General features: G+C 30.0%; 24 protein-coding genes and 1 tRNA gene. 14 read left to right on the top strand and 11 right to left on the bottom strand.

The window, feature by feature from the left end:
- Positions 1–125 precede the first annotated feature (125 nt).
- From Q0776_RS01180 to Q0776_RS01160, 5 genes are all read left to right on the top strand, one after another.
- Entirely contained in the window at positions 126–1,097 is a 972-nt protein-coding gene (locus Q0776_RS01180; protein ID WP_298363808.1) for a M23 family metallopeptidase, read from the top strand.
- Positions 1,097–1,429: a MerR family transcriptional regulator gene (locus tag Q0776_RS01175; RefSeq protein ID WP_298363807.1), complete on the top strand. Its 333-nt coding sequence runs from the start codon at positions 1,097–1,099 to the stop codon at positions 1,427–1,429. Before Q0776_RS01180 ends, Q0776_RS01175 begins: the two co-directional genes overlap by 1 nt.
- Positions 1,430–1,499: 70 nt before the next feature.
- On the top strand, positions 1,500–2,108 hold the full coding sequence (locus tag Q0776_RS01170; protein WP_298363805.1) for a LemA family protein: 609 nt from the start codon (positions 1,500–1,502) through the stop codon (positions 2,106–2,108).
- Positions 2,108–2,545 carry a TPM domain-containing protein gene (locus Q0776_RS01165; protein WP_298363803.1) on the top strand — a complete coding sequence of 146 codons (438 nt, stop codon included), beginning with the start codon at positions 2,108–2,110 and terminating at the stop codon, positions 2,543–2,545. Before Q0776_RS01170 ends, Q0776_RS01165 begins: the two co-directional genes overlap by 1 nt.
- Positions 2,545–3,375 carry a TPM domain-containing protein gene (locus tag Q0776_RS01160; protein ID WP_298363800.1) on the top strand — a complete coding sequence of 277 codons (831 nt, stop codon included), beginning with the start codon at positions 2,545–2,547 and terminating at the stop codon, positions 3,373–3,375. The genes Q0776_RS01165 and Q0776_RS01160 overlap by 1 nt, the downstream gene beginning before the upstream one ends.
- A gap of 45 nt (positions 3,376–3,420) precedes the next feature.
- Here the strand turns inward: Q0776_RS01160 and cydB are convergent, their stop codons facing one another.
- The 4 genes from cydB to Q0776_RS01140 all read right to left on the bottom strand — a co-directional run bounded on the left by cydB (position 3,421) and on the right by Q0776_RS01140 (position 8,504).
- Complete coding sequence (gene cydB, locus Q0776_RS01155; protein WP_298363798.1) at positions 3,421–4,497, bottom strand: cytochrome d ubiquinol oxidase subunit II; 1,077 nt, start codon at positions 4,495–4,497, stop codon at positions 3,421–3,423.
- Position 4,498: 1 nt separating this feature from the next.
- Positions 4,499–5,836 carry a cytochrome ubiquinol oxidase subunit I gene (locus tag Q0776_RS01150; RefSeq protein WP_298363796.1) on the bottom strand — a complete coding sequence of 446 codons (1,338 nt, stop codon included), beginning with the start codon at positions 5,834–5,836 and terminating at the stop codon, positions 4,499–4,501.
- Between the two features lie 109 nt (positions 5,837–5,945).
- Positions 5,946–7,199: a hypothetical protein gene (locus Q0776_RS01145; protein ID WP_298363794.1), complete on the bottom strand. Its 1,254-nt coding sequence runs from the start codon at positions 7,197–7,199 to the stop codon at positions 5,946–5,948.
- Positions 7,200–7,205: 6 nt separating this feature from the next.
- On the bottom strand, positions 7,206–8,504 hold the full coding sequence (locus Q0776_RS01140; protein WP_298363791.1) for a DUF4270 family protein: 1,299 nt from the start codon (positions 8,502–8,504) through the stop codon (positions 7,206–7,208).
- A gap of 308 nt (positions 8,505–8,812) precedes the next feature.
- Here Q0776_RS01140 and Q0776_RS01135 point away from each other — a divergent pair, with 308 nt between their 5' ends.
- From Q0776_RS01135 to Q0776_RS01120, 4 genes are all read left to right on the top strand, one after another.
- Complete coding sequence (locus Q0776_RS01135) at positions 8,813–9,604, top strand: DUF6268 family outer membrane beta-barrel protein (protein WP_298363789.1); 792 nt, start codon at positions 8,813–8,815, stop codon at positions 9,602–9,604.
- Between the two features lie 12 nt (positions 9,605–9,616).
- Entirely contained in the window at positions 9,617–10,603 is a 987-nt protein-coding gene (locus Q0776_RS01130) for a kelch repeat-containing protein (RefSeq protein WP_298363787.1), read from the top strand.
- 463 nt (positions 10,604–11,066) lie between these two features.
- Positions 11,067–11,918, top strand: a complete 852-nt coding sequence (locus Q0776_RS01125; protein ID WP_298363786.1) for a sensor histidine kinase — start codon at positions 11,067–11,069, stop codon at positions 11,916–11,918.
- The gene (locus Q0776_RS01120; RefSeq protein ID WP_366138540.1) at positions 11,893–12,603 is read left to right on the top strand and encodes a LytTR family DNA-binding domain-containing protein; all 711 of its coding nucleotides are present in this window, start codon (positions 11,893–11,895) and stop codon (positions 12,601–12,603) included. The genes Q0776_RS01125 and Q0776_RS01120 overlap by 26 nt, the downstream gene beginning before the upstream one ends.
- A gap of 23 nt (positions 12,604–12,626) precedes the next feature.
- On the opposite strand, the gene der is transcribed toward Q0776_RS01120, so the two are convergent.
- Positions 12,627–13,928 (bottom strand): ribosome biogenesis GTPase Der, encoded by a 1,302-nt coding sequence (gene der / locus Q0776_RS01115; protein WP_298363784.1) that lies wholly within the window; start codon positions 13,926–13,928, stop codon positions 12,627–12,629.
- A gap of 123 nt (positions 13,929–14,051) precedes the next feature.
- Here der and Q0776_RS01110 point away from each other — a divergent pair, with 123 nt between their 5' ends.
- Complete coding sequence (locus Q0776_RS01110; protein ID WP_298363782.1) at positions 14,052–14,558, top strand: GTP-binding protein; 507 nt, start codon at positions 14,052–14,054, stop codon at positions 14,556–14,558.
- 57 nt (positions 14,559–14,615) lie between these two features.
- Here Q0776_RS01110 and Q0776_RS01105 read toward each other — a convergent pair whose 3' ends face one another.
- The 4 genes from Q0776_RS01105 to Q0776_RS01090 all read right to left on the bottom strand — a co-directional run bounded on the left by Q0776_RS01105 (position 14,616) and on the right by Q0776_RS01090 (position 19,777).
- Positions 14,616–16,133, bottom strand: coding sequence for a choice-of-anchor I family protein (locus tag Q0776_RS01105; protein ID WP_298363780.1), 1,518 nt, complete (start codon positions 16,131–16,133; stop codon positions 14,616–14,618).
- 129 nt (positions 16,134–16,262) lie between these two features.
- Positions 16,263–17,144, bottom strand: a complete 882-nt coding sequence (gene era, locus Q0776_RS01100; RefSeq protein ID WP_298363778.1) for a GTPase Era — start codon at positions 17,142–17,144, stop codon at positions 16,263–16,265.
- 55 nt (positions 17,145–17,199) lie between these two features.
- Positions 17,200–18,390 (bottom strand): DUF1501 domain-containing protein, encoded by a 1,191-nt coding sequence (locus Q0776_RS01095; RefSeq protein ID WP_298363777.1) that lies wholly within the window; start codon positions 18,388–18,390, stop codon positions 17,200–17,202.
- Between the two features lie 10 nt (positions 18,391–18,400).
- Positions 18,401–19,777 carry a DUF1800 domain-containing protein gene (locus tag Q0776_RS01090; RefSeq protein ID WP_298363775.1) on the bottom strand — a complete coding sequence of 459 codons (1,377 nt, stop codon included), beginning with the start codon at positions 19,775–19,777 and terminating at the stop codon, positions 18,401–18,403.
- A 114-nt stretch (positions 19,778–19,891) separates the two neighbouring features.
- On the opposite strand from Q0776_RS01090, the gene Q0776_RS01085 reads away from it, so the two are divergent.
- The 4 genes from Q0776_RS01085 (at position 19,892) to Q0776_RS01070 (ending at position 22,773) form a co-directional block, all read left to right on the top strand.
- Positions 19,892–19,964, top strand: a tRNA-Met gene (locus Q0776_RS01085).
- A gap of 53 nt (positions 19,965–20,017) precedes the next feature.
- On the top strand, positions 20,018–21,439 hold the full coding sequence (locus Q0776_RS01080) for a site-specific integrase (RefSeq protein ID WP_298363774.1): 1,422 nt from the start codon (positions 20,018–20,020) through the stop codon (positions 21,437–21,439).
- A gap of 1 nt (position 21,440) precedes the next feature.
- Positions 21,441–22,217 (top strand): hypothetical protein, encoded by a 777-nt coding sequence (locus tag Q0776_RS01075; protein ID WP_298363769.1) that lies wholly within the window; start codon positions 21,441–21,443, stop codon positions 22,215–22,217.
- A 175-nt stretch (positions 22,218–22,392) separates the two neighbouring features.
- Positions 22,393–22,773: a hypothetical protein gene (locus tag Q0776_RS01070; protein WP_298363765.1), complete on the top strand. Its 381-nt coding sequence runs from the start codon at positions 22,393–22,395 to the stop codon at positions 22,771–22,773.
- A gap of 167 nt (positions 22,774–22,940) precedes the next feature.
- On the opposite strand, the gene Q0776_RS01065 is transcribed toward Q0776_RS01070, so the two are convergent.
- Positions 22,941–24,176 (bottom strand): family 43 glycosylhydrolase, encoded by a 1,236-nt coding sequence (locus Q0776_RS01065; protein WP_298363763.1) that lies wholly within the window; start codon positions 24,174–24,176, stop codon positions 22,941–22,943.
- A gap of 51 nt (positions 24,177–24,227) precedes the next feature.
- Positions 24,228–24,773, bottom strand: coding sequence for a VOC family protein (locus Q0776_RS01060; RefSeq protein ID WP_298363762.1), 546 nt, complete (start codon positions 24,771–24,773; stop codon positions 24,228–24,230).
- Between the last annotated feature and the right edge of the window lie 222 nt (positions 24,774–24,995).

The following is a 24,995-nucleotide window of genomic DNA, read 5'->3' as shown; positions in this document are numbered from 1 at the left end:
TTATATGCTAAATAATGTTCGTTTTACTAGTATTGTAAAACATTTTGTAATTTTGTTAATTATGCGCCGCAATATATGTAAATACATTGGCGTTTTAAAATGCAAAAATAATACAATTTTAAACAATGGCGAAGGTAAAATATTATTACGATTCAGATACGTTGTCTTATCAGAAGATAAAACCTAAAAAAGGGCAAAAATTAAGACGTCTTTTACTTACATTGGTAGCTGGTTTTATTTTTATGGTTATTGGATTTTTTGTGTTTACTCCAATATTTGAATCGCCAAAAGAAAAAGAATTAAAACGCGAACTTGAGTTTGTAAAATTAAACGAACAGCTACATAGTAAAAAAATTGCACAACTAGATAAAATACTAAAGGATATTCAGGATAGGGATAATAATATTTATCGTTTGTATTTTGAAGTAAATCCAATACCAGAAGAGCAAAGAAAAGCAGGTTTTGGAGGAATTAATAGGTACAAATCTTTGGAAGGATTTGATAATTCTCAAATGATTATGGATGTAACCAAAAATATGGATATTTTGTCTAAGCAGTTATATGTACAATCAAAATCGTTAGATGAAATTGTAAAATTAGCAGAGAATAAAGAAAAATTATTAGCTGCCATTCCTGCAATTCAACCTGTAAAAAAGGAAGATTTAACACGCATGGCTTCTGGTTATGGATGGAGATCCGACCCGTTTACAAAAGCTAGAAAAAGACATTGGGGTATGGATTTTACAGCTCCAAGTGGTACACCAATTTATGCATCGGGAGATGGAGTAGTAATTAGAGCCGATCAAAGTTCTGCTGGTTATGGAAAACATATTAGAATTGATCATGGGTTTGGCTATATTTCATTATACGCGCATATGAGTAAATATAATGTGCGAAAAGGCCAAAAAGTAAAACGAGGTGATTTAATAGGATTTGTTGGAAATACAGGACGTTCGCAAGCACCTCATTTACATTATGAGATTCATAAAAATGGAACAAAAATAAATCCTATTAATTTCTATTACGGAAATTTATCTCCAGAAGAATTTGAGGCTATGCAAAAAGAGGCTCAAAAAGAAGGGCAATCACTTGACTAATGCATATAGATTTACCAGAAAAAAGGTATTATAAAATTGGCGAAGTAGCAAAAGCATTTGGCTTAAACACTTCGCATATACGTTTTTGGGAAAAAGAATTTGATATTCTAAAACCGAAAAAAAATAAAAAAGGAAATCGATTATTTACTCAAGAAGATCTTAAAAATTTAAAACTAATATATCATTTGGTTAAAGAAAAAGGCTTTACATTGGAGGGTGCAAAGACCAAAATGAAAGAACAACCAAAAATAGTAAAGAGCAATCATGATATTATTATGCGTTTGGAATCTATAAAAGCAGAGTTGATTAAAATAAAAAATCAAATTTCTTAACTATATTAGCAACAAAATTGCAATAGTTGCAACTAATTAAATAGAATTATAAATTTTAAAAACAAATAAAATGAAAAAGTGGCTTATACCAGTAATTATTATTGTTCTTCTTGCTTTTAGTGGCTATAGTTGGATAAAAGGATTTTACAATAAAGGAATAACATTAAATGAAAATGTTTCTGAAAGTTGGGGAAATGTAGAAACTGCATATCAAAGAAGAAATGATTTAATAGGGAATTTAGTTAAAACAGTTCAAGGTGCTGCAGATTACGAAAAAGAAACTTTAACCCAAGTTATAGAGGCTCGTGCTAAAGCTACTTCAGTTAATATAGATCCAACAAATATTACTCCTGAACAATTAGCCCAATTTAATGAGGTGCAAGGAGGTTTAAGTGGAGCTTTAAAAAGTTTATTAGTTACAGTTGAGCGCTATCCAGATTTAAAGGCAAATCAGAATTTCTTAAAACTACAAGATGAATTAGCAAGTACAGAAAATCAGATTTTAACAGCCCGTACTCGTTACAATGAGGCAATTAAGCCTTTTAATAATCACGTTAAAACATTTCCAAATAATATTTTAGCAGGATTTTTTAATTTTGAAGGTAAACCTTACTTTAATGCTGAAGCAGGTGCAGATAAAGCTCCTGATGTAGAATTTGATTTTGGTAAAAAAGAATAATGTCTAAAGTTGAAGATTTTTTAACAGCAGCGGAAGAAAAAGATATTATTAAAGCCATAAAAACGGCCGAGAATAATACTTCTGGGGAAATCCGTGTACATATAGAAAAAGTTACTGAAAAACCTCCTATGGAAAGAGCATTGGAGGTTTTTTATTTCTTAGAAATGGATAAGACCAATCAAAGAAATGGAGTGCTATTTTATATAGCAGTTGAAAGCAAGAAATTTGCAATAATAGGGGATGAGGGTATTAATTCTAGAGTTCCAGATAATTTTTGGGATACGGAAAAAGAGCTTGTATTAAGTCATTTTACAAAAGGTAATCCTTCAAAAGGATTGCAATTGGCTATTATTGAAGTTGGTAATAAATTAAAAGAATTTTTCCCGTACAAATCTAACGATACCAATGAATTATCTGATGAAATATCTAAAGGCTAATGATGATTTTACACATTAAATTATTTAAAAAATTTACTACCTTATTTGTAGCAATTTTGGTAACTCAGGTTGTTTTTGCACAATTTACAATTCCTGAAAAACCAAAGCTTCAAACAAGTGTTTACGATTATGCAAAACTTTTATCAGGTGCTCAAAAGAGTTCTTTAGAACAAAAACTTATAAAATATTCAGATAGTACTTCAACTCAAATAGTTGTGGTTACGGTTGAAACTATAAAAGGTGAAGATATTGGTATTTTAACACCAAAATGGGCTCATGAATGGGGAGTTGGTCAAGCAAAAGAAGATAATGGAGTTTTTGTATTATTAGCTAATAAGGAACGAAAAATATGGATTTCACCAGGTTATGGAGTAGAACATAAACTTACTGCAGGAACAACAGGTAGCATAGTTAGAAACGTAATTATTCCTGAATTTAAGAAAGGAGATTTTTATACTGGTTTAGATAAAGGAACTGATGCCATTTTTGAAGTTTTAAACGGTACTTATAAGGGCACTAGGAAAGAAACAAATAATGATTCGGGTTTTCCAATTGGGGTTATTATTTTTATCATTTTCATTATTTTAATGATTATTTTCTCTAAAAAGAATAAAGGTGGAGGTGGTAATGGAAGAAATTTAAGAAAAGACTTAACAGCAGCTCAAGTACTCGAAGCAATTATTTTAAGTGGAGCCGGCCGAAGTAACAGTGGAGGCTTTGGTAGTGGTGGTTTTGGTGGAAGCTCGGGTGGAGGTTTTGGAAGCGGTGGCTTTGGAGGAGGCTTTGGAGGAGGAGGTTTCTCAGGTGGTGGAGCCGGTGGAGGTTGGTAAAAAAATTAAAATAAAAAAGTGACCAAATTTGGTCACTTTTTTATTTTAATGATGGTCGTGTTTATTAGTTAATTTCCCCTTGTAAATTTTATGTACAAAAGTGAAATAAACCAAAACTAAAGCAAAGGCAATTACCCACCAAACCAAACCAACTTCCAAGGCATAAGCTTCTGAAGCTGTATTATAAATTGTTAAAGATTCAATTATGGAATTTGTACTAGGTATTACAATAGGAAACATACTTGCAACAGCGCTTCCAATTCCACAAATAATAAATGTTGTTGATGAAGCAAAACCAAGCCAATGTTTATTGCTTTTTCTAAAAACCAGCATTCCTAAAAAGCCTAAAAAAGTAATTACGGGTAAAAGATAAATGGCAGGATGTTGGTTAAATAATTCACTGTTAAAAGATTTCATTGCTACAAATGCTATTATTGAAATAATAACTAAAACAAGTAAGGTTATCCAAAGTGGTAATATTTTTTTTTGCAATTTTTTTACAAAATCTCCTTCAGTTTTCAAAATAATCCAATACGCTCCGTGTATTGTTAATGATAAAACTGCTACTAATCCAATAGTAATTGTAAACCAATCAATAACTCCTGGTCTTTCAGCAAATGGCGAAAAGCTGCCATCCCATAATGGAGTAAAAAAAGCATATGAATTATTAAATTGAGCAATACCATTTTCCACACCTCCTAGGTTTACACCTCTAATTATATTTCCAAAGGCAATTCCAAAAAACAATGCTAATAGTAAGCTAGATAGCCCGAAACTTCTTTGCCAAGGTTTAATCCATAGCTCGTGATTAATTAAATGTGTAAACTCAATACCAAGTGCTCTAAATATAAATAGCCAAAGAATCATTATTAAGGGTAGATAAAAACCACTAAAAGCAGATGCATATAAGGTTGGAAATGTTGCAAATAAAACACCGCCAGCTGCAATTAACCAAACTTCATTTCCATCCCAAAAGGGACCAATTGCTCTCATCACTTGTTTTTTTTCCTTATCATTTTTTGTAAAAAATAAATGTATAATGCCTGCTCCAAAATCAAAGCCATCTAAAACTATATACATTACAAGCATAAAGCATAGTATTACATACCAGGTAATTTCCATATTAATTATTTTTTAAAGTTATTTCACTTGGACCTTTATGAATTGTTTTACCAACAAGTATTAACATTATAAAGCCAAGAAATAAGTACAAGCCTACAAAACCTAATAAGGTAAATAAGGTATTTCCTGCCGAAACACTCTCAGATATTCCGTCACTAGTTTTAAATAATCCGTAAACTAAATAAGGTTGTCGGCCAAGTTCAGAAGTATACCAACCTGCTGTGTTTGCTATGTATGGAAAGGGAACTGCAAATAATAAAACCCATAAAAACCAACGACGAATTTCCAGTTTTTTTCGCCATAAAAACCAAACAGCTAAAAACATTATTCCTATAAAAATGGTTCCTAAACCAACCATTATATGGTAGGAATAATACAAGCCAGGAATATTTGTAGGCCAAGTTTCCTCCGGAAAATCATTTAAACCTTTAATTTCGGCATCCCAACGTTCGTAAGTTAAAAAACTGAGCACATTAGGAACTTCAATTTTATTATCTAATCGTTGTTCTTTCATGTTTGGTTGTCCAATTAATACAATTGGAGCTCCTTTTTCGGCATTAAATAAACCTTCCATTGCGGCCAATGTTACAGGTTGATTTTTAGCTACTTGTTTTGCCAATAAATCTCCAGTTGGAACTGCCACAAATACAGTAGAAATTATCCCTGAAATAATTGCAGTTTTTAAAAATAAGTGAGCATATTCCTTATGTTTATTAACTAAGAGGTAAAAAGCACCAACACTTGCAATAACAAATGAAGTGGTTACCATTGAAGCCATTTGATTATGAAAAAATGATGGAAGAAACCAAGGATTACTAAACAGTTCAGAAAAATTATTTAATGCAAATTTTCCATTTGCCAGTATTTCATATCCTACAGGATTTTGCATCCAGGAGTGTGTTGCAATAATTAAATAACCACTAGCCCATGAACCAATAAATATTAAAAAAGCTGTTAAAAAATGTAATTTTTGACCTAGTATTTTTTCTCCAAAGAGAAATAGACCTAAAAACGAAGATTCTAAAAAGAAGGAAAACATACCTTCCATAGCTAAAGTTTGACCTATAATATTGCCAGTTCGTTCTGAAAACTGAGCCCAATTTGTTCCAAATTGAAATTCCATTGGGATTCCTGTTACTACACCCATTCCAAAATTTATGGCGAAAATTTTAGCCCAGAATTTGGCTGCTTCATTAAATATAATTTTATCTGTTCGCAGATAAAATCCTTTGTAAACAGCAATAATTAAAGCCAAACCCATGGTGAGTTGTGGAAATAAATAATGGTAAGTTATAGTAAAAGCAAATTGCAATCTTCCATATAAAAGAGCATCTTCCATTTATATAAGTGTTTATAATTTGTAAAGAAATATAAGTGGTAAAATTACAAATTATAACGAAACATAATGTTAAGAATGCTACATAATATATGAAATTTAGTGGTATTTATTAAAAGATTTTTTGTTTTCGAAACCAATTCCCTACTAAACTTAAATTTACGGATAATTTATGAAAATTATCTTGAATTAGTTGCTTGTTTAATGTTCCCTCCTTACCATAGGAATAATTTATATTTATAACTGAAGGAGAAATTCCTTTTGATATGGGTATTCCTAAACCTACAGAGAAACTATAGCTGTCAATATCTTGTTTGGAGAGGTTTAAATAACCTGAGTTATAATTTATACCTGCTCTATATTTTATATTTTCTTTAAAACTATTTAAGTTTTCTGAAGATTGAAATTCTATACCTAAACCATAAACGGATTGATTTTTAAAGGTGTATGTGCTATTGGAAAGGTATGTATTTGTCCAATAACTTTTGCTGTAATCTATATTTACCAGTAAATTTTTATTGATTTTAGATGAGATACCAAAACCCATTTTTAAAGGAAGATCAAAGTTACTTACAGACTGGTCTAATTCTTCAATTAGTAAAACCGTTTCAGATTCTGAAAGAGTTTTGTAGCCTTCAGTATCTTCATTTCCAGTTAAGCTCGTTGGCAAATTAATGGTGCCGCCCAGGGTTGTTTTTGTTTTTAATAAGTTGTTTATAGTGTATTGAAACCCTGCATTTAATCCAACTCCAAAATAGTTTTTAGATTCTGTTAAAGCTACGGATTTGGATCCGAAAAATATTTGTTGTTCTTTACTTATTGAACCAAATAGGGCTTGAAATTCAACTCCCAACGAAAGGTTTTTTGTAAGGTTTAAACCATTACCCCAAAATACTTCATTTATTCCACCAGATCCTGTAATATTTGTAATGAAAGACCCAGTAGATCCTTCAATTGGCTGTTCAACATCAATTTCATAACTTACTTTTGAATATGGAACTATTCCAAAACTTGTTTTCCAATAATCTTTAATTTTAAATGCCATAGCTAGGTGAGAAAAACTGAAATCGAAATTTTGTTGAGATAAATTATTACTTTTTTTGTTGGAAAAAGTGCTGTTAAAACCAATTTCATATAAAAAGGAATTTGTTGCAATAGAACTTAATGAAGCAGGATTAGATTTATTGATTGAATTAGGTGATGTGTATGCAATTCCAGTATTTCCTAATGCTGATAAGCCACCAAAATAATTCGAATTTTCTTGACCTAATCCATACAGCGAATATGGTGAACTAAAATCACTTTGTGCTTTTAAGGAGAAACAAATAACTAAAAAGCCTATAAATAAAACAGTATTTTTTTTCATATAATTTTAATAAAGTAAATATGTTAAATCAACTTTCATTTTAGATTCTGAGTTTTCTGAATCATAAATTTGAATTTTGTTAACAGTATTATTATTGTTAGGGAATTGAAATAGTAATGAATAATCTAAATTGAAACTACTGGCTTTAATTTCTTCAATAAAATAAGTTATATCTGCAGTGTAATAATTTTGTGAATCAAATTCGTTATTCATGCTTTTATATTTTGCATATGCGGCAGAACCTTCATTATTGGTTAGTTGTTGAATAAATCTGTTTTTTTTGTCTACAACATAAATTATAAGTGAATCGGCTCCAAAAGTATTTGATTCAAAGGTTTTAATGTCGGGATAAAATGTTAACGCGGCACTTAGTACAGTTCCATTTTGTTCAAGAGCATTTAAATTTTTAATATATGGTATATCTATTCTCATATTTATTGAAGTTCCAGATTGTATATATGCCTTGTTATTAGTTACTGAACTTTTTAGAATATCTTCGGAAGAAGTAATTGATGAAAGCAATGTGCTAGACTTGTCACTCGTTGTTTTATTAAAAAATTTATAGGCGCTTTCAATTGTAAAATCATTATAATAATCTGTGTTTTCATCATTTTCATTTTCAATTGTAAAATACATTCTCATAACTAAAGATGTTTTACCAAATCCTAAAACGGCAGTATTATTATCATTTGGAACCAATGTAATTCCTTTAAAATTTTGATAAAGGTCATCCGAGTTATTTATATCATTGTCCTGAAGTTTTTCAAATAGATTTTTACCGAAATTATTATCTAGAGGAATGAAAATAGAATCCTTTTTATTTGGGTAAGGCGTAAAAGCAAGCGACCCTAAAATAGTATCATCATACTTTAATGACGATGTGTTATAAAAAGCAGTTCCATTGTTATCAGGTTCAAAGTTTTCAATAATCTCATGTGCCTTAATAGTTTGAATTTGAGTGGTATCACCGTAATAATACTTGTCGTAATATAAAATTAAACCAATGGAATCATAAACTGCATTATTATCAATAGTATAGGTGGTTGTTTCTAAGTTTAAATAGCTTTGAGATGTTAAATTGCCAAAATCATTATCTCGAAAAGCTCCAATTAATAATCTGTTAGAAGTTGAAGTTGTTATAGAATCTAAAATTATACTACTGGCGTTAACGGACAAAGTATCTGTAATAATTACTCGAGTGTCTAGTTCTATAAAATCTTCTCCTACAGAATAAATTGACGAATCATTATTACAAGAAGTTAATAGTGCTAAACTTATATAAAGTAACAAATAATGGTTTCTCATTGTTTTGTATTTTTTTGTAAAGGTATTTTAAGCCAATTGTAAAAACATCTTAAAATATATGAACGCTTGAATTGTATCGATTAAATAGTTAACAAAATGTTAAATAGCTAATAATCAATACTTTTAATGATTCGTAGAGTGTTTTTCATTATAAGTAGATAAAATTGGTTGATTCGTCTATTTATGGGTTTATTACTAAGTTTTCTAAATACTTTTGAAGCATAATTGTAGTTAGAAATATGTTTAATAGAGTATTATTTATATTGTTTTTTAGTTTTCATTTAGGGTTTTCACAAAATGAGGTTCAGATGAAAATTGATTTTAATTTTGTTCCAAAAGAATCAAATTCTTTTGGATTTAATAATTCTTCTGTTGAAATAAATGTTCCAACTAAATTAAAAAAAGGGCTGTTCATAAATAGTTTGTCATATTCAAAGTATAAAATTAATTATACTTCTACAGAATCAATAAATACAGATTATTTAGAGAGTTTTAATTCAATAGAATATTCATTAAAATATTTAAATATTTTAAACAGTAATTGGAGTTATAGCGTGGAAATTTCACCAACAGTTTCATCCAATTTTGAATCGAAGATTTTGTTTAAAGACGTTATATTAAATGGTGAACTTGTATTTAAAAGAAAACTTAAAGTAGGTAGTTTTCAAATAGGATTGTTAAAGAATTCTAATGTAGGATTTAAAAATCTAGTTCCAGTTATTTCATATAGCAGCAGTATAAATGATAACATAAATTATACACTTGGGTTTCCACAATCAAAAGTTCAATACAAATTAAATTCTACAAATAGTTTGAATTTATACATAAAACCAAAAGGGTTTTATGCGAATTTAAGTGATGCAATTATGTTAAACTCTTTTGAGGAAGCTGAAAAAGCGCTATTTCAATCAGTAATAACAGGCCTAAATTATATACATAAAATTGATGATTATTGGAAAATATCCTTAGATGCAGGTTATCAATTAAAGGCTGATTATAAATTATTAAATAATAATAGAAGTGTTTATGAATTTAACTCTAAGAATAAACTTTATATGGGTTTAAACTTGAAGTTTGATTTGTTAAAATGTAAAAAATAAAAAGAGAAAATTATGAAATTAAAAAAAATGAGTTTAAGGGGTTTGTTAATGCTTTTGCTGGTGATAATTATTAGTTGTTCATCTGATGATGATACTGAAATTGGGAATTGGGTTGAAAGCTCTTCATTTGATGGTGAGGCACGGGGAAATTCTGTATCTTTTGTAATTGGAGATAAAGGATATCTAGTTTCGGGGTATGATGGAGATGATTATTTAAATGATTTATGGGAATATAATAAAGAAGGAGATTATTGGGTTAAAAAAGCCGATTTTCCAGGTAAAGCAAGAAGTGGTGCTGTTGGTTTTGAATTAAATGGAAAAGGTTATTTTGGAACTGGTTATGATGGAGATGATGAATTAAATGATTTTTGGTGCTACAATCCATCAAACGATACATGGACACAAAAAGCAGACTTTGCTGGTACTGCAAGATATGGGGCAGTTGGCTTTTCGGTAAATAATAAAGGATATATTGGAACAGGTTATGATGGAAGTGAATTAAAAGACTTTTATCAATATGACGATATTTTAGATGAGTGGACTCAATCTGTTGGATTTGGTGGTGATAAAAGAAAAGACGCGGTTGTTTTTGTAATTGATGACAAAGCGTATATGGGAACTGGTTTAAGAAATGGAGCCTATCAAGATGATTTTTATGTTTTTGATGGAATTACACAAGTTTGGACCCGTTTAACAGATTTAAATGATGACGACTCGGATTATGCTGTATTGCTTTCAAATGGTGTTTCTTTCACAATGGATGGTTTAGGTTATGTTGCCACGGGAGAATCATCAGGAGTTTCGTCAAACTTGTGGGTATATTATCCAGATCTTGATGAGTGGGATGAAAATACAGATTTTGAAGGAAGTTCCAGACAAGATGCGGTTTCTTTTAGTTTTTCAGACAAAGCTTTTGTTTTAATGGGAAGAAGTGGAAGTTATTATTTTGATGATAATTGGGAATATAGACCCCTAGAAGAATATAATGAAGACGATTAAAATTAAGTGTTATTTATATTTTATTCGAATGAAGGGGCTGAAAATATCTTCAGCTCCTTTTTAACTTTTTTTTAGTAGTACTCCTTCTAAAACCGAACAAAAACCATTTATAAATAAGGTAAATTTGCCTTAAATTATGAAAATAAATTTTTTTATAAAATGTAATTTAATAAATGATTATACTTTATTAAAATCAATAACTCTTTAACAAGTATATTCCTAAATCTATTCATTGAGTCTAAATTATAAAAATATCAACCCCACCACAATCCATATTTTATGTTGGATTTTACTGGTTTTAGTTAATGTATTGTCATTTTACAATAGGTTTCAAGTATTTCCATCAGGATATCAGTTTTATATTAGGATGCTTTTTGATATGCTATTATTTTATTTAAATTTTAGTTTACTGGTTCCTAGGTTATTACTTAACAAGAAAATACCATTGTATATAGTAGTTTCAATGGCGTTTATACTTTTATCTAGTTATTTAAATAATCAATTTGCACCGCCAAAAGGCTTTTTTCAAGAAATGATTGCCCATAGACCTGTTTTTGAAAAATTTGAAGGAGAAATTCCAAAATTTAAACCTAATCATCGTGTTTTTATGGGGGTACAAATTTTGTTTGGAGTTCTATTATTTGCAGTTGGAGCGAGTGTTAAATTAGTCGCTGAATGGTATAAAAATGAACGAGTAAAAACACAAATAAATACACAAAAAATAAATACTGAGTTATCATTTTTAAAAACGCAATTAAACCCACATTTTTTATTTAATACATTAAATAGTATTTATTCTTTGGCGAATAAAAAATCCGATTATACAACAGATGCGATTATAACATTATCTGAATTGATGAGATATATGCTTTACGAAACGGATAAATCATATGTGCCATTAAAAAATGAAATAGATTATATAAAAAATTACATTTCACTTCAAACATTACGGTTAAAAGATTCTAGTGGTGTACGATTCAATGTTCAAGGTAATTTAGACCATTCCATAGAGCCATTGTTACTAATATCTTTTATTGAAAATGCCTTTAAATACGGAACTGATTATACCGGAAAAACTAACATAAATATTAAAATTATAATTGAAGATAAAAAATTGAATTTATTAATTAGCAATTATATTTCGATAAATGAAAAAGGCAAACCAAGTTCGGGAATAGGTCTACAAAATATTAAAAATAGGTTAATCTTATTATACCCAGATTCTCATTCATTAAAAATTGAAGAATCGAACAAATTATATAAGGTGGAACTAACATTAAAATTAAAAAATGATGAAGTGTTTAATAATAGATGATGAACCACTAGCAATAGAATTATTAGAAGATTTTGTATCTAAAATACCTTTTTTAGAATTGACATCGAGTTGTTCAAATGCCATTGAAGCTAGTGCTATTCTTAAAAAGTTGAAAATTGATTTAATTTTTACCGATATTGAAATGCCAGATTTTTCAGGCATTGAATTTGTGAAATCTTTAGATGAAAAACCACTATTTATTTTTACTACGGCTTATTCCCATTATGCAGTAGAAGGGTTTAATTTAAATGCTGTTGATTATTTAGTAAAACCAATTCCATTTCATAGGTTTTTAACTGCAGTAAATAGAGCTAGGGAAATATATTTACTAAAAAAAGAGGGTGCAAATGCAATTCCAGTAGTAGTAGAGTCGGCTAACTTTATGTTTGTAAAATCGGAATATGATAATATTAAAATTAACTTCGATGATATTAAATATATTGAAGGGTTAAAAGATTATATTAAAATATTTTCAACTTCTCATAAGCCTATTCTAACTTTAAGCAGTTTTAAAAAAATTGAAGAAAAACTGCCCACAAACTCATTTATTAGGGTGCACAGATCGTATATTGTGTCTTTAAAATATATACATTCTGTACAACGTAATAGAATTCTTATAGATCAAATAAGAGTGCCAATTGGTCTAAATTATAAAGATGAATTTATAAAAAGAATTGGGGGTTAAATATGCTAAAATAAATAATTTAATTATTTTTTTCTAAAATATATTACTATTGGAACTCCACTAAAATTATATAATTCGCGCAATTTGTTCTCAACAAAACGTTTATAAGGTTCTCTTACATATTGGGGTAAGTTACAGAAAAACACAAATTGAGGTGTTGGAGTTGGTAATTGCATACAATATTTAATTTTTACAAATTTACCTTTGTATGCCGGTGGTGAATGATGTTTAACTATTTCTAGCATTTTATCATTTAACTTGCTAGTTGGCACACGCTTTTTTCTATTTTCAAATACTTCAACAGAAGTTTCAATTGCTTTAAAAATACGTTGTTTAGTAAGTGCACTTATAAATAAAATAGGAACATCTGTAAATGGTGCAATTTCTTGTCTAATTTTAGCTTCAAAATCTCGCATGGTATTGGTTTCTTTTTCTACCAAATCCCATTTGTTAATTAAAATAACAATTCCTTTTTTATTTTTTTCAGCTAACCAAAAAATATTTTCATCTTGACCTTCAAATCCTCTGGTTGCATCTATAACAAGAATTGCAACATCACAAGATTCAATTGTTTTAACAGCTCTCATTACTGAATAAAATTCTAAATCTTCTTTTACTTTAGATTTTTTTCGAATTCCAGCGGTATCAACTAAATTAAAATCGAATCCAAAACGGTTGTATTTAGTGTCAATTGTATCACGGGTAGTACCTGCTATATCTGTTACAATATTGCGTTCTTCGCCTATTAAAGCATTAATAAAAGAAGATTTTCCTGCATTTGGTCTACCTACAACTGCAAAACGTGGTAGTTCAGAAACTTCTTCAATATGTTCATCTAATTCTTCTGCCAATGCATCTAACAAATCTCCGGTTCCACTACCATTAATTGAAGAAATGGTGTGGTAATCACCTAAACCAAGATTGTAAAATTCTACAGCGTCATTTTCACGCATAGAATTATCTACTTTATTTACAGCAATAAAGATTGGCTTTTTAATCTTTCTTAAGAGTTTTGCAACAGCTTCATCCATAGGTGTAATACCAGATTCTACATCAACAACAAAAACAATTATATCGGCTTCTTCAATAGCTAAATTAACTTGTTTTCTTATTTCCTCTTCAAAAATATCGTCAGATCCTACAGCATAACCTCCAGTATCTATTACAGAAAATTCTTTTCCATTCCAATCACTTTTACCGTAATGTCTATCACGCGTAACTCCACTAACTGAATCAACAATGGCTTCTCTTCGTTGTACTAAACGATTAAAAAGTGTTGATTTTCCAACATTTGGTCTTCCAACTATGGCTACAATATTACTCATAAAAATGTATTGAAATTTTTTGCAAAACTAAGCATTTTTAATTTGTAATTTAAGGTATTAACTATTAGAAATTAGCTATTTGATTAAAATTGCTATATTTCAATTCTAAAAAAATCAAACTTAATGGAACCAAAAAAAAATAGTGATATTCATTTACGTCCTCGTTTTAAACTGGATTTTAACGAAAGTCAGCAAAATTTAATATCGAAATTTAAGGATAATTTGAAGGATGGAGATTGTAAATATTGTAGTAAAATTGTTGATGGTCATATAGTTATTGACGTTCCTGTTGAAGAAAATCATTTTTGGTCGCCTCAATTAAATATAGAAATTGAAAAGGTTGATGAACATAAAACCATAGTAAAAGGTTTGTTTGGTCCAAAACCACAAGTTTGGACTTTATTTATGTTTTTTCATTTTGCCGTTGCTGTTGCATTTATAGGGTTTGCCGTAATGGCATACGTGCAATGGAGTTTAAATACCGATAATTCTTTTGCCTTAACAATGGTTATTACTCTTCCTATTGTATGGGTAATAATGTATGTTTTAGGAAGAATTGGAAAAAAAACTGGACATAAACAAATGGAAGAACTTAATAATTTCCTTATGAAAACATTGGAAAAAAAATAGAAATAAAAAAGGTTCAATAATTTATTGAACCTTTTTTATTAAATATATTATGGTTTCCTATTGGATATTTTCATAAAAAGTTACGGTACCACTATCTTCATTTGAAACTACCAATAGATCTTTACCGGAAGGACTTTCGGAAGCCGGTATAGCTAGTAGGCCTTCAGGAGCTTGATCTCCAGAATGAGATAAGATGTTTAAAAATATAGGAGCGTTTGGATTTGTAATGTCATATACTAAAACTTGACTGTTTCGTTCTAACCCTACAAAAAGAATGTAACGTTGATCCCCAATATTTAAAATTTCAACACTTTCAGGTTCAGCTCCTTTATCATCACTTCTTCCATCATCACCATTAAATATATTTGGAGTGGCATTAAGAGTTTCAACGGCTATACTATTTCCGCTATCATATATCAAGTCAACATTTTCAGTCCAAATAGAAAATGATCTGGCTCCATATGAGTATAATTCATCATAATCTCCATCATTGTCAGTATCACCTAAAGTTGTTGTTATTTTTAACCTGCCAAGCTTACTTTCATCTTGAAAATTTTGTGAAGTTGGAAAAGCAGTTTCATCGAGTGTTATTTTGCTAACTCGAGTTTCTTCGCTAAAACCATCATAATCTCTTGAATCGCCTTCGTTTGCGGAAATTATATACTCTGTTCCATTAATATTAACAGAGGTTATAGCGTCTGGTTGGTACATACTTTTTACCGGCCAATTTTTTAATTCCTTTACACCATCTTTATCACTGGCATCTATTTCATTTCCAGTTATGTTATAGTCTTTGAAACCAAGAGGGTAAATGTTTTCAATAGTTTTATTTACTAAGTTTATTTTTGCAATTCCATTGTTTTCTTGTAGAGAAACCCACGCAACTTTTGAATCCTCTGAAACTGCAATGTATTCGGGCTCAACATCATTTTCTAAACTTGCGTTTGGACCAAAAACTCTAAAACCATTATTTGTTAAAGAATTTAGATCAGCATTGAAAGCTGCAAAATCTAATATGGTAGTCGTATTTTTGGCTATATCAATAATGCTAATAGTTCCTTTTGGGTCTATAGTGTAATCACTATTTGGTTCTCCTTCATTTGCCGAAATAATTAATTTTCCATCCTTAGAAAATGTAACCATATCGGGTAAGGCACCAACTGTATATTTTTCTATTAAAGAAGAGTCCGTGGTATCGAAAAGCAAAATTACACCATCATTTTGTTTGGTTAACGCCTCAACTGCTACGGCTAGTTTTCCGTTGCTAACAGCTACACTATTAGGTGAGCCGTATGTTCCAATTTCTATTGGTGTTTTTTGTTGAGGTGTTGATAAATTATCAATATTATAAATTGATATTTGTTGAGATTCAACATTTACAGTAAATAAATTTTTTGTTATTGGATCGTATGCCGATATTTCGGATGCTCCTTCACCGCCAACTTGTATTGTTGATTTGTATTGGAAATTAACTGTGGTGTTAATTGGCTCAGTTAAGGGATCTTTTGTGTCGTCATCACAGCTTACAGCAGTTATAAATGCTGCTGCTAAATAAATTTTTAGTAGAGATTTCATATTTCAATAATTTGTTAGCCGCAAATATTGAATATGAATATTAAGTAAAAATTAAGTAATAAAAAACAAACTATTAGTAAACACTTACTCAATGTAAACTAAATGTTTTTAATTTATTTTTAGTTTATATTAATCGTTATAACCAAAACGACGTAATTGTTTTTTATCGTTTCTCCAATTTTTATTAACCTTTACATAAAGTTCTAAATGAATTTTTTTGCCAAAAAATTTCTCTAAATCTTTACGAGCTTCCGTACCTACACGTTTTAATGAAGCTCCTTTGTGGCCAATAACAATTCCTTTTTGGGTTTCGCGTTCTACCATAATAACTGATCGAATTTTAATTATTTTATCACTTTCAAAAAATTCTTCGGTATCAACTTCTACAGAGTATGGAATTTCTTTTTTATAATGTAATAATATTTTTTCGCGAATTGCTTCATTAACAAAAAAGCGTTCAGGTTTGTCGGTTAATTGATCTTTTGGGTAAAATGCTGGAGATTCTGGAAGTACTTCAATAATTCTATCAAAAACACTTTGCACATTAAAATTTTCAAGTGCTGAAATTAAAAATATTTCTGCATTTGGAACTTTTTCTTTCCAATACATAACTTTTTCTTCAACTTCTTCTTGTGTGGATTTATCAATTTTATTAATTAGCAATAAAACAGGTATTTTTGAATATTTAATTTTATTGAAAAATTGTTCATCCTTTAATTCTTTTTCGCCAATTTCAACCATATAAATAAGCACATCGGCATCTTCAAAAGCCGATTTTACAAAATCCATCATTGATTCTTGCAAACCATATGCTGGTTTTATAATTCCGGGAGTGTCGGAAAATAAGATTTGAAAATCTTCACCATTTACAATTCCTAAGATTCTGTGACGTGTTGTTTGCGCCTTAGAAGTTATAATTGATAAGCGTTCACCAACCAATGCATTCATTAATGTTGATTTACCAACATTAGGATTTCCAATAATATTTACAAAACCTGCTTTGTGTGCCATATTTTTAACTTATAAATGGCAAAGTTAGTTTAAATGTGCTTTTTGTACTTATAAATTATAAAAAACTTAAAGGTTTAAACGATTTGGTTAAAATTGCCTTATCATCAACTTGCATCCAATTTTTTAAAATGGTAGCATAAATTCTTCTAAAATCAACAGAATATTTTAGGTCACCATTATCATCTAAATCCGAGAGGTTTGGCAGTTCATTAAAAATACCATTTTTCTTAAGGGTTTTACCAATAATAAACACGTTGTTAGCCGTTCCGTGATCGGTTCCGTTAGCGGCATTCTGTTTTACTCTTCTTCCAAATTCAGAAAAAGTTAAAATTAAAGTGTCTTTAAAGGTGTCGTTTTTTTCTAAATCTTGAACAAAAGCTTCTATAGATTCAGCATAAACATCTAATAATTTTTCTTGGCGAGCATTTTGATTAAAATGTGTGTCAAAACCACCTAATGAAGTATAAAGTATTTTACAATCTACTCCTGAATTTATAAACTCTGCAGCTGTTTTAAGTTGATTGCCTAATGGGTTATTTGGGTACTCTTGTGTTGAGTTATAGGTTTTCGATTTATTGTAAATATATTTTGCTGAACTTTCAGCTGCAATCATTGTTTTATATAAGTATCCTAGATTATGTTCGCTTAAATGTTTATCGTTATGGTGTTCTAATACTTTTTTGAAATAAGGGTCTTGCGCAGCATAGAATAGTTGTTTTGCATTCTGCACAGCCATACCGTTTAGTTTATTTCCTTTTGAAACGAGAGATAAACTATCGTCAACTTCAATTACATTATGTGGGCTATTGCCATAAGTATCCATATACCTGCCTAACCAACCAGATTTAAAATATTCGTTTGAATTACTTGCAGTGTGCCAAATATCAGTAGATCTAAAATGAGAGCGATTTGGATTTGGATATCCTACATTATTAATAATTGTAACATATCCCTTGTCGTACAAATTTTTTAAAGGAGCTAAATTTTTATCCAAACCTAACTCATCATTTAGTTTTAAAATATTTGCAGCCTTTTGTCCAATTGAAGGTCTGTTTTTGTAATAAATATCATTGGTGTATGGAATAACAGTATTTAATCCGTCATTTCCTCCTGACAGTTGTACAACTACCAATCTTTTATAACCTGCTAAACTTAAATCTAAATTGTTAAAAGCATTAACAAAGCTAGGAACATAAAATAAGGAACTTGCAAGTGCGCTGTTTTTTATAAAATTTCTTCTTTTCATGTTGTAAGTTTTAGCAAAGTTGATATTCAGGTAAAGACATTAATTGAATACAATAATCTTTTGGGTTATTAAACGAAATTTGGTTTAGTAAATCGCTAGCTTCATGGCTTAATTTGCCTAAAAGTAACATTTGTTGAAGCTGTTCGGCATTTAATTTGTTGTAGTTTTTATTAAAAACTTCCCAATTTTGAGTCATTTTTAAATATCCTTTTTGCGCTTTTCTCTTTTTTAAATATTGTTCATACGTATCTTCAAATTCTGAAATTCCTGCTAATGAGATTACAGCATTGTTCAACAAAATTGAAGGTAGTTTTAAACGTAACATTAAAGTGTTAGTATCAATCCAACTTTGTCCGCCTTCCCAGCCAGCCACATTTATTGGGTTTAATAAATGCTGTCCCAATCTTTTTTGAAGATATTGTAATTGCCTATCCGCTTTAAATTTAATTGGTACAGTATTGTTTATTCCGGCTAATAATTCAATTGGTGATTTTATTTTTGTGCCAATATTTTCTTCATTATAAAACCAATTAGACATAAAAATATGTTGCATTAATGCTGAAATATCATATTTTGGGTAAAAAACAGTCACTAATTCATCTATATGTTTCGAATTGATTTTTGTATTCACAAAATAACTATACACTTTTTCGCATATAAATTTGGCGCATTGTTTTTGTTTAAGAATGATGTTTATAATATCATTACCGTTAAAATTACCTTTTTCACCAAAAAACTCTTTTTCACCAAAATCGTGTTGTCTTTCAATTAAAACAAAATCTCCATTTAATTTGTGATTCCAACCTGTAAATGCTCTAGCAGATTCTTTAATGTCATTTTCCGTATAATTTCCCACTCCCAAAGTAAAAAGTTCCATCAATTCACGTGCAAAATTTTCGTTAGGACTTTGCTTTTTATTTTGTTTGGCATTTAGATACTTTATCATTTCAGCTGATTTTGAAACTTCTTTCAAAAAATCTCCAAAATTCCCTAAAGCATTTTCTCTTAGAATATTATTGAATTTTTGGATATGATAACTCTGTTGTGCTTTGCAAACAAAATGATTTGCCCAAAATAAGGTCATCCTTTCTCTTAAAACTTCTTCAGAGTTAAAAATTCGATCAATCCAATTAATATTTAATTCAACAATTTTATTTCTATTATCTTTCTGAAGTTTTCTTCGTTGATCTTGGTTTAAATTCTTGAAATTTTTATAAAGTTTAATGTCATTAAAACTAGTGATTGTAATAGGTGAACTATTTTTTGATTTCTCAAATAAAGAATTTACTACTTGTTTTTTTGATTTTTTTGCAAGTTTAGAAATTTCTACAGGATTTAAACCAAAACCTGCACGCCAAAATAAATGCTGTATGTGTTTGTTGTTCATAAGTTTACTAGAATAGATGGTTTATCTAAGACTAATTAAAAGTACTAAAGTTTAATTATAAATTTAAAAAAATATTGTTTTATTGTGATTTAGTTGTATCTTTGCAGTCCAAATCGCGGGGTAGAGCAGTAGGTAGCTCGTCGGGCTCATAACCCGAAGGTCGCTGGTTCGAGTCCAGTCCCCGCTACTATTTTTAAAATAATGTAAAACAACAGTTTAGCTTTCTAAACTGTTTTTTTTATGTCTAATTTTAACAAAAGCCTTATCTTTGATAATCAAAATGCATACGATTTTGCATACGATTTGTCCATGAAAAAGAATTATTCGAACCCCAAAATATATGATGCCAATGGTGATTTATCTAAACGTTGGTATGTTTATTTTTCTTATCGAAATCCTAAAACTGGGAAGCTAAAAAGAATTACGCCCTTCTATGGTGACGCTAATAAGTATAAATCAAAGTCCGATCGGATGTTTGTACTGGCAGTTTACAAACATAAAATTCAAGAGTTATTAAAAAGAGGATACAATCCTTTTGAAGATAATACAGCGCTGTTTCAAAAGGAAAAAGAAAGTGCAACAGTTGTTGCAACGACTGTTGCAACTCAGGAAACAACTGTTGCAACTCCAGCAACAACTGTTGCAACTCAGGAAACAAACGTTGCAATCCCGGCAACAAACGTTGCAACTCAAGCAACAACTGTTGCAACTCTGGCAACAAACGTTGCTAAAACAACAGAAAATGTGGAAACAATTTCAAAAACGATCTCCCAAGCCTTTGAATTTGCACTCAACCTTAAAAAGAAACTGGTAAATGAAACTACTTTAAAAGCGTACAAAAGCAGATCTAATTTGTTGCAACAGTTTGTTGCAACAAAATACCCAGATGTAAAGCATATTGATCAACTTACTAAAAGCATGGTTGTACAATTCTTAAACAGTGTGTTAATGAAAAATACCCCTAGAACACGAAATAATGTTAGAATTGAGATAAGTTCACTAATGCAGGTATTGGAAGAAAATGAAATTATTGTATCAAATTTTGTTAAAAATATTCCAGTTTTAAAGGCTACTCCGGAACGTCATAAGACATATTCAAAACAGTTAGATTCTGATATTTTTAACTATTTAGAAGAAAAGGATCCTATTTTACTATTGTATATAAAATTTATCTCGTATAATTTTATGCGACCTATTGAGGTAAATCGAATAAAAGTTGGAGATATTAAATTGCAAGAACGAACAATTTCATTTAAAGCAAAAAATAAGTTTTTAAAAACTAAAATTATACCAGACATTTTATTAATAGACCTTCCTGATTTATCAAATTTAGATAAGGAAGCATTATTATTTACACCAGAGAAGATTGGTGACAAGTGGGAAACATCGGAAGTTAATAGGAGAGATTATTTTTCAAAACGATTTAAAAAAGTTGTAAAAGATCATTTTAATCTGGATAAGAATTACGGTTTGTATAGCTTTAGACATACTTATATTACAAAATTGTATAGAGAATTGAGAAAGATTTCATCTCCCAATGAAGCTAAGAGTAGATTGATGTTGATTACAGGACATTCTACAATGACAGCATTAGAAAAATACTTAAGAGATATAGATGCAGAGCTTCCAGAGGATTATTCAGAACTTTTAAAATCAATTTAATATGTCTTCAGAAATTATTAAAACAACATTATTTTTAGATGAACTTTTAGAAGTGTTTTTTCATAAAGTTATTTATTACGTACCTAGTGATATTGTTGGAGATGTAAAAGAGCAATTGAAAGATCAGATAGATGATGATTTTTATGATGCGCTTTATTTTATGGATAATAAATTGGGTAGTGGAATATTTACTAATGAAAATGCATATGAAGTAAATTCGTATTTAATTGGAAAAAGAACATTTTTAGAACAGAATACTTTCAAACTAGTTGAAAAATCAAAGGAATTAACGGAGTTTGAGTTTCTGGTAATAATAGAAAAGTATTACGAATATTTAATGTTATTTATTGACATCACTCAATGGTTAAGTGAAAATGTAAAAAAGTATAACGGCGATGATGTTCATATTAGTATTATAGGAGCGTTTCATATGCAATGTCAATTTTATGTAACACATTTAAAAGATATCTGTAATTACTTTGGAATGTGTTTAGATCTTGAAAAGGATTTTAATTTTACAGTGGGTCAGTTTGTTTTGCAATACCTCCCAGATTTAATTTCTAGATACGCTAAAATTGAAGAAGCTCAAGAAGAAGTTGAAATAGAAGTTAAAGGAGATAGTGAAGAGATAGATACTCTAAAGAAAGAATCCAATCAAATTACAAAAATACCTAAGCCTAAAAAGAAAAAACAACGACCAAAGTTGGATGATAAAAAAGTTGAAGCCGCAATTCTGGAAAAAGTTTTTAATATAGAAAATAGTTTGTTGCAGTTGTAGAAGGTAAATAAACAATAAATATAGATTTATACGTCAATTATACGTAAAAATAACGCATAAAATGAAAGAAGATAGAACAATTACAGAAAATTGCCAATATTGCGATGAGCCATATATCCCCACAAGAAGAGGTGTTCAAAAGTTTTGCTCCAATTCATGTAGAACAAGTGCATAGTTGAAAGAAAATAAAAGAAAAGGAAAAAAGAAGAAGAAATCTTCAAATAAAGAACAAGCATCGACTAAATTAGAAAGCAATGATAAAAAGAAAGATGATCCAACAAAAATTGATAAAATGAGTGGGGCTGGTGTTAGTAATGCATTTTGGGGAACTTTGGGTGCAAATGCAGTTACTGGAATTGCAAAGAATGCTTTTAAAAGAGAGTCAGATATGCCGGCTACAAAAGGCGATATTGAAGAACTTATTCAGATTGTTGATCAAAGATATTTTCCAATTGTAAATTACAATGATCCTTATGGTAGAAAAGCTTTTTATGATAAAGACACCTGTCAAATAGTGTTATTTAATGAACAGATGAATAGAATGGAGTTGCCATAATTGAAATTTCTTTCTGAATTGTTGTTCTTCGAGGCTTAAAATAAACTGGTTGTATTATGTTTTCTATGAGGAAATATGACCTTTAAACAATTATTTTTGAAAATAAAGAGTACTGATAAGATTCTTAATGACTTAGATTTGTCAAAACCTTGTTGATTATCTCAATATTATTTGTTATTAGGATTTAAGCGAGGGTCGAATTCATATCCATTACTATCTATATAATCTTGAACCATTTCATAATTCTTTCGGATTTTATCACCATTCTTCAAAGACAAGTTGCACTCAAATCGGACGAAATGATAATAAGGGTATAATGCGTGGCCTACACCCCAAGTTATACCTTGTCCTAATTGCACATCAACATCAATAAAGTTTCCCGGACGAAAAGCTCCACCACCCTTTGGAACCATCAACCCTTGAATAACAGGATAAAAATTTACCCCATCTTCTGAGAAAAGGATGCTATTTCTTTCCGGCCCTTCGGGCAAAGTAGCACATACTCCGTTACGATATGGCCAAACCATACTTCCATGACCTCCTATTAGCACAGGGTTGTACATTGATTTAATATATGGTCCCTCAGGATTGTCAGCGATGGCGACTCCTGTTGCTAGAGGCATATCGGCATGTTCTTTATTGAATTCACCTGGAGAGATATTAGGTTTCCAAGGCAATCGACCATGACTCTTATAATATAAAAAATACTGACCACCTTTAACAAAAAAAGTAGGCTCATGTATAACCTCTCCATCCCAGGAGTTCTGTCCTGGTCCTGGTTTCAATACAGGTTTGTCAAATGCTGTCCATGGGCCGTTCGGTGAATCAGCCACAGACATGCCAATTACATTTGGTACAAAATCACCAGATGTTTTAAATAATTTTGACCAACGAGCATCCTTTATACTACTGGCTGCTTGATAGCACAGGTAGTATTTGCCATCTGCAACCAATATATCTGGATTAAAAACACTTCGATGATCATAATGGCCTGGTTCACCGCGATGTATTGCAATACCCTTCTCTTCCCATTTATATCCATCTGTAGAGGTAGCATACCATACCTCACATAGATCCCAATGAAATGCTCTTGTTGTATCTGTTGCCTCTTTTGGTCCAACCACTTCTGAATAAGAAGGAGGCTTAGAGTACCACATATAGTATGTGCCATCTACTTTTATGATACTTGAAGGGTAGTACCGTTCAATCCCGTCTTCAAATTCGAATCCTTCCAGTTTTACAAAATTAAATTGAGTATTGAACTCATTAAATTTTTCATAACGTACCTTGCTTTCACGAAAACGTTTGTAGGAAGCACTTTCATGATTTATAGATTGGGCTATTAAATTTGTCCAAATACTGAGAAAAATGATTAATGAAAGAAGTTCTCTTTTTAATCTCATCACGTTAGATTTTTTGATTTATTCATTTTTTGTTACTCCAGAATAATGTAACTAATCCCAAGCAGAAAGACCAATAATTTCCCCATTTGGGCCAACAAAAAATGTATATTTATCACGAGCATAATGCTCATTTTCTAACTCGTATCCTTCTTCTTTCAACTTGTCTCCAATAGGAACAATGTCATCCACTTTTAACATGAAGTGGTTGTGGTTAGTATTTCCTATAGGCCCAACTGTTTTCCAAAATTCGGGCGCAGTAAGAGAAAGGCTAATTGTTAGGTCATTTGCTTTCATTTTCATTACCAGCATTCCTTCAAGCCCAGGACCATGTAGAACTTCAGCATCAGACAATTTAAAACCAAGAATCTCACGATATAACTTTAAAGTTTTCTCTAGTTTAAGGACATGCACACAGATGTATTGCAAGCCAGTTACTTTGGCCTTTGTTTTGCTTTTTTCAATCGTTACTGTTGAATCCACTGTTTGAGCGAAGCTAAAACTTGTACTTCCGAGGATAAATATTGCTATTACAAAGTATTTCCAAATGGAGTTCGACTTAATTTTGTTTTCATTTTTGTTTTTATCAAGAATTTTCATAATAAATATAGTTTTAGTAAAACTATAATAATTCATAATAGCTATAAACTTAAGCGTCATAGATAAAAACTGAACATGTAAAAATAGTAAAATACTACTCTTAAACATGATTCATTTTTACCTGAATAAAAACTGAACAATTCATTTAATCTGACAATTATAAGTCTTGTTGAGGGTGTTATTTTGTAATATTACAAATCAAAATTTTAAGAAGCACTAATC

Source organism: uncultured Lutibacter sp., from assembly GCF_947495725.1.
Classification (GTDB): Bacteria; Bacteroidota; Bacteroidia; order Flavobacteriales; family Flavobacteriaceae; genus Lutibacter.
The sequence above is the reverse complement of the archived record's forward strand: the minus strand, read 5'-3'. Positions and strand labels throughout refer to the sequence as shown.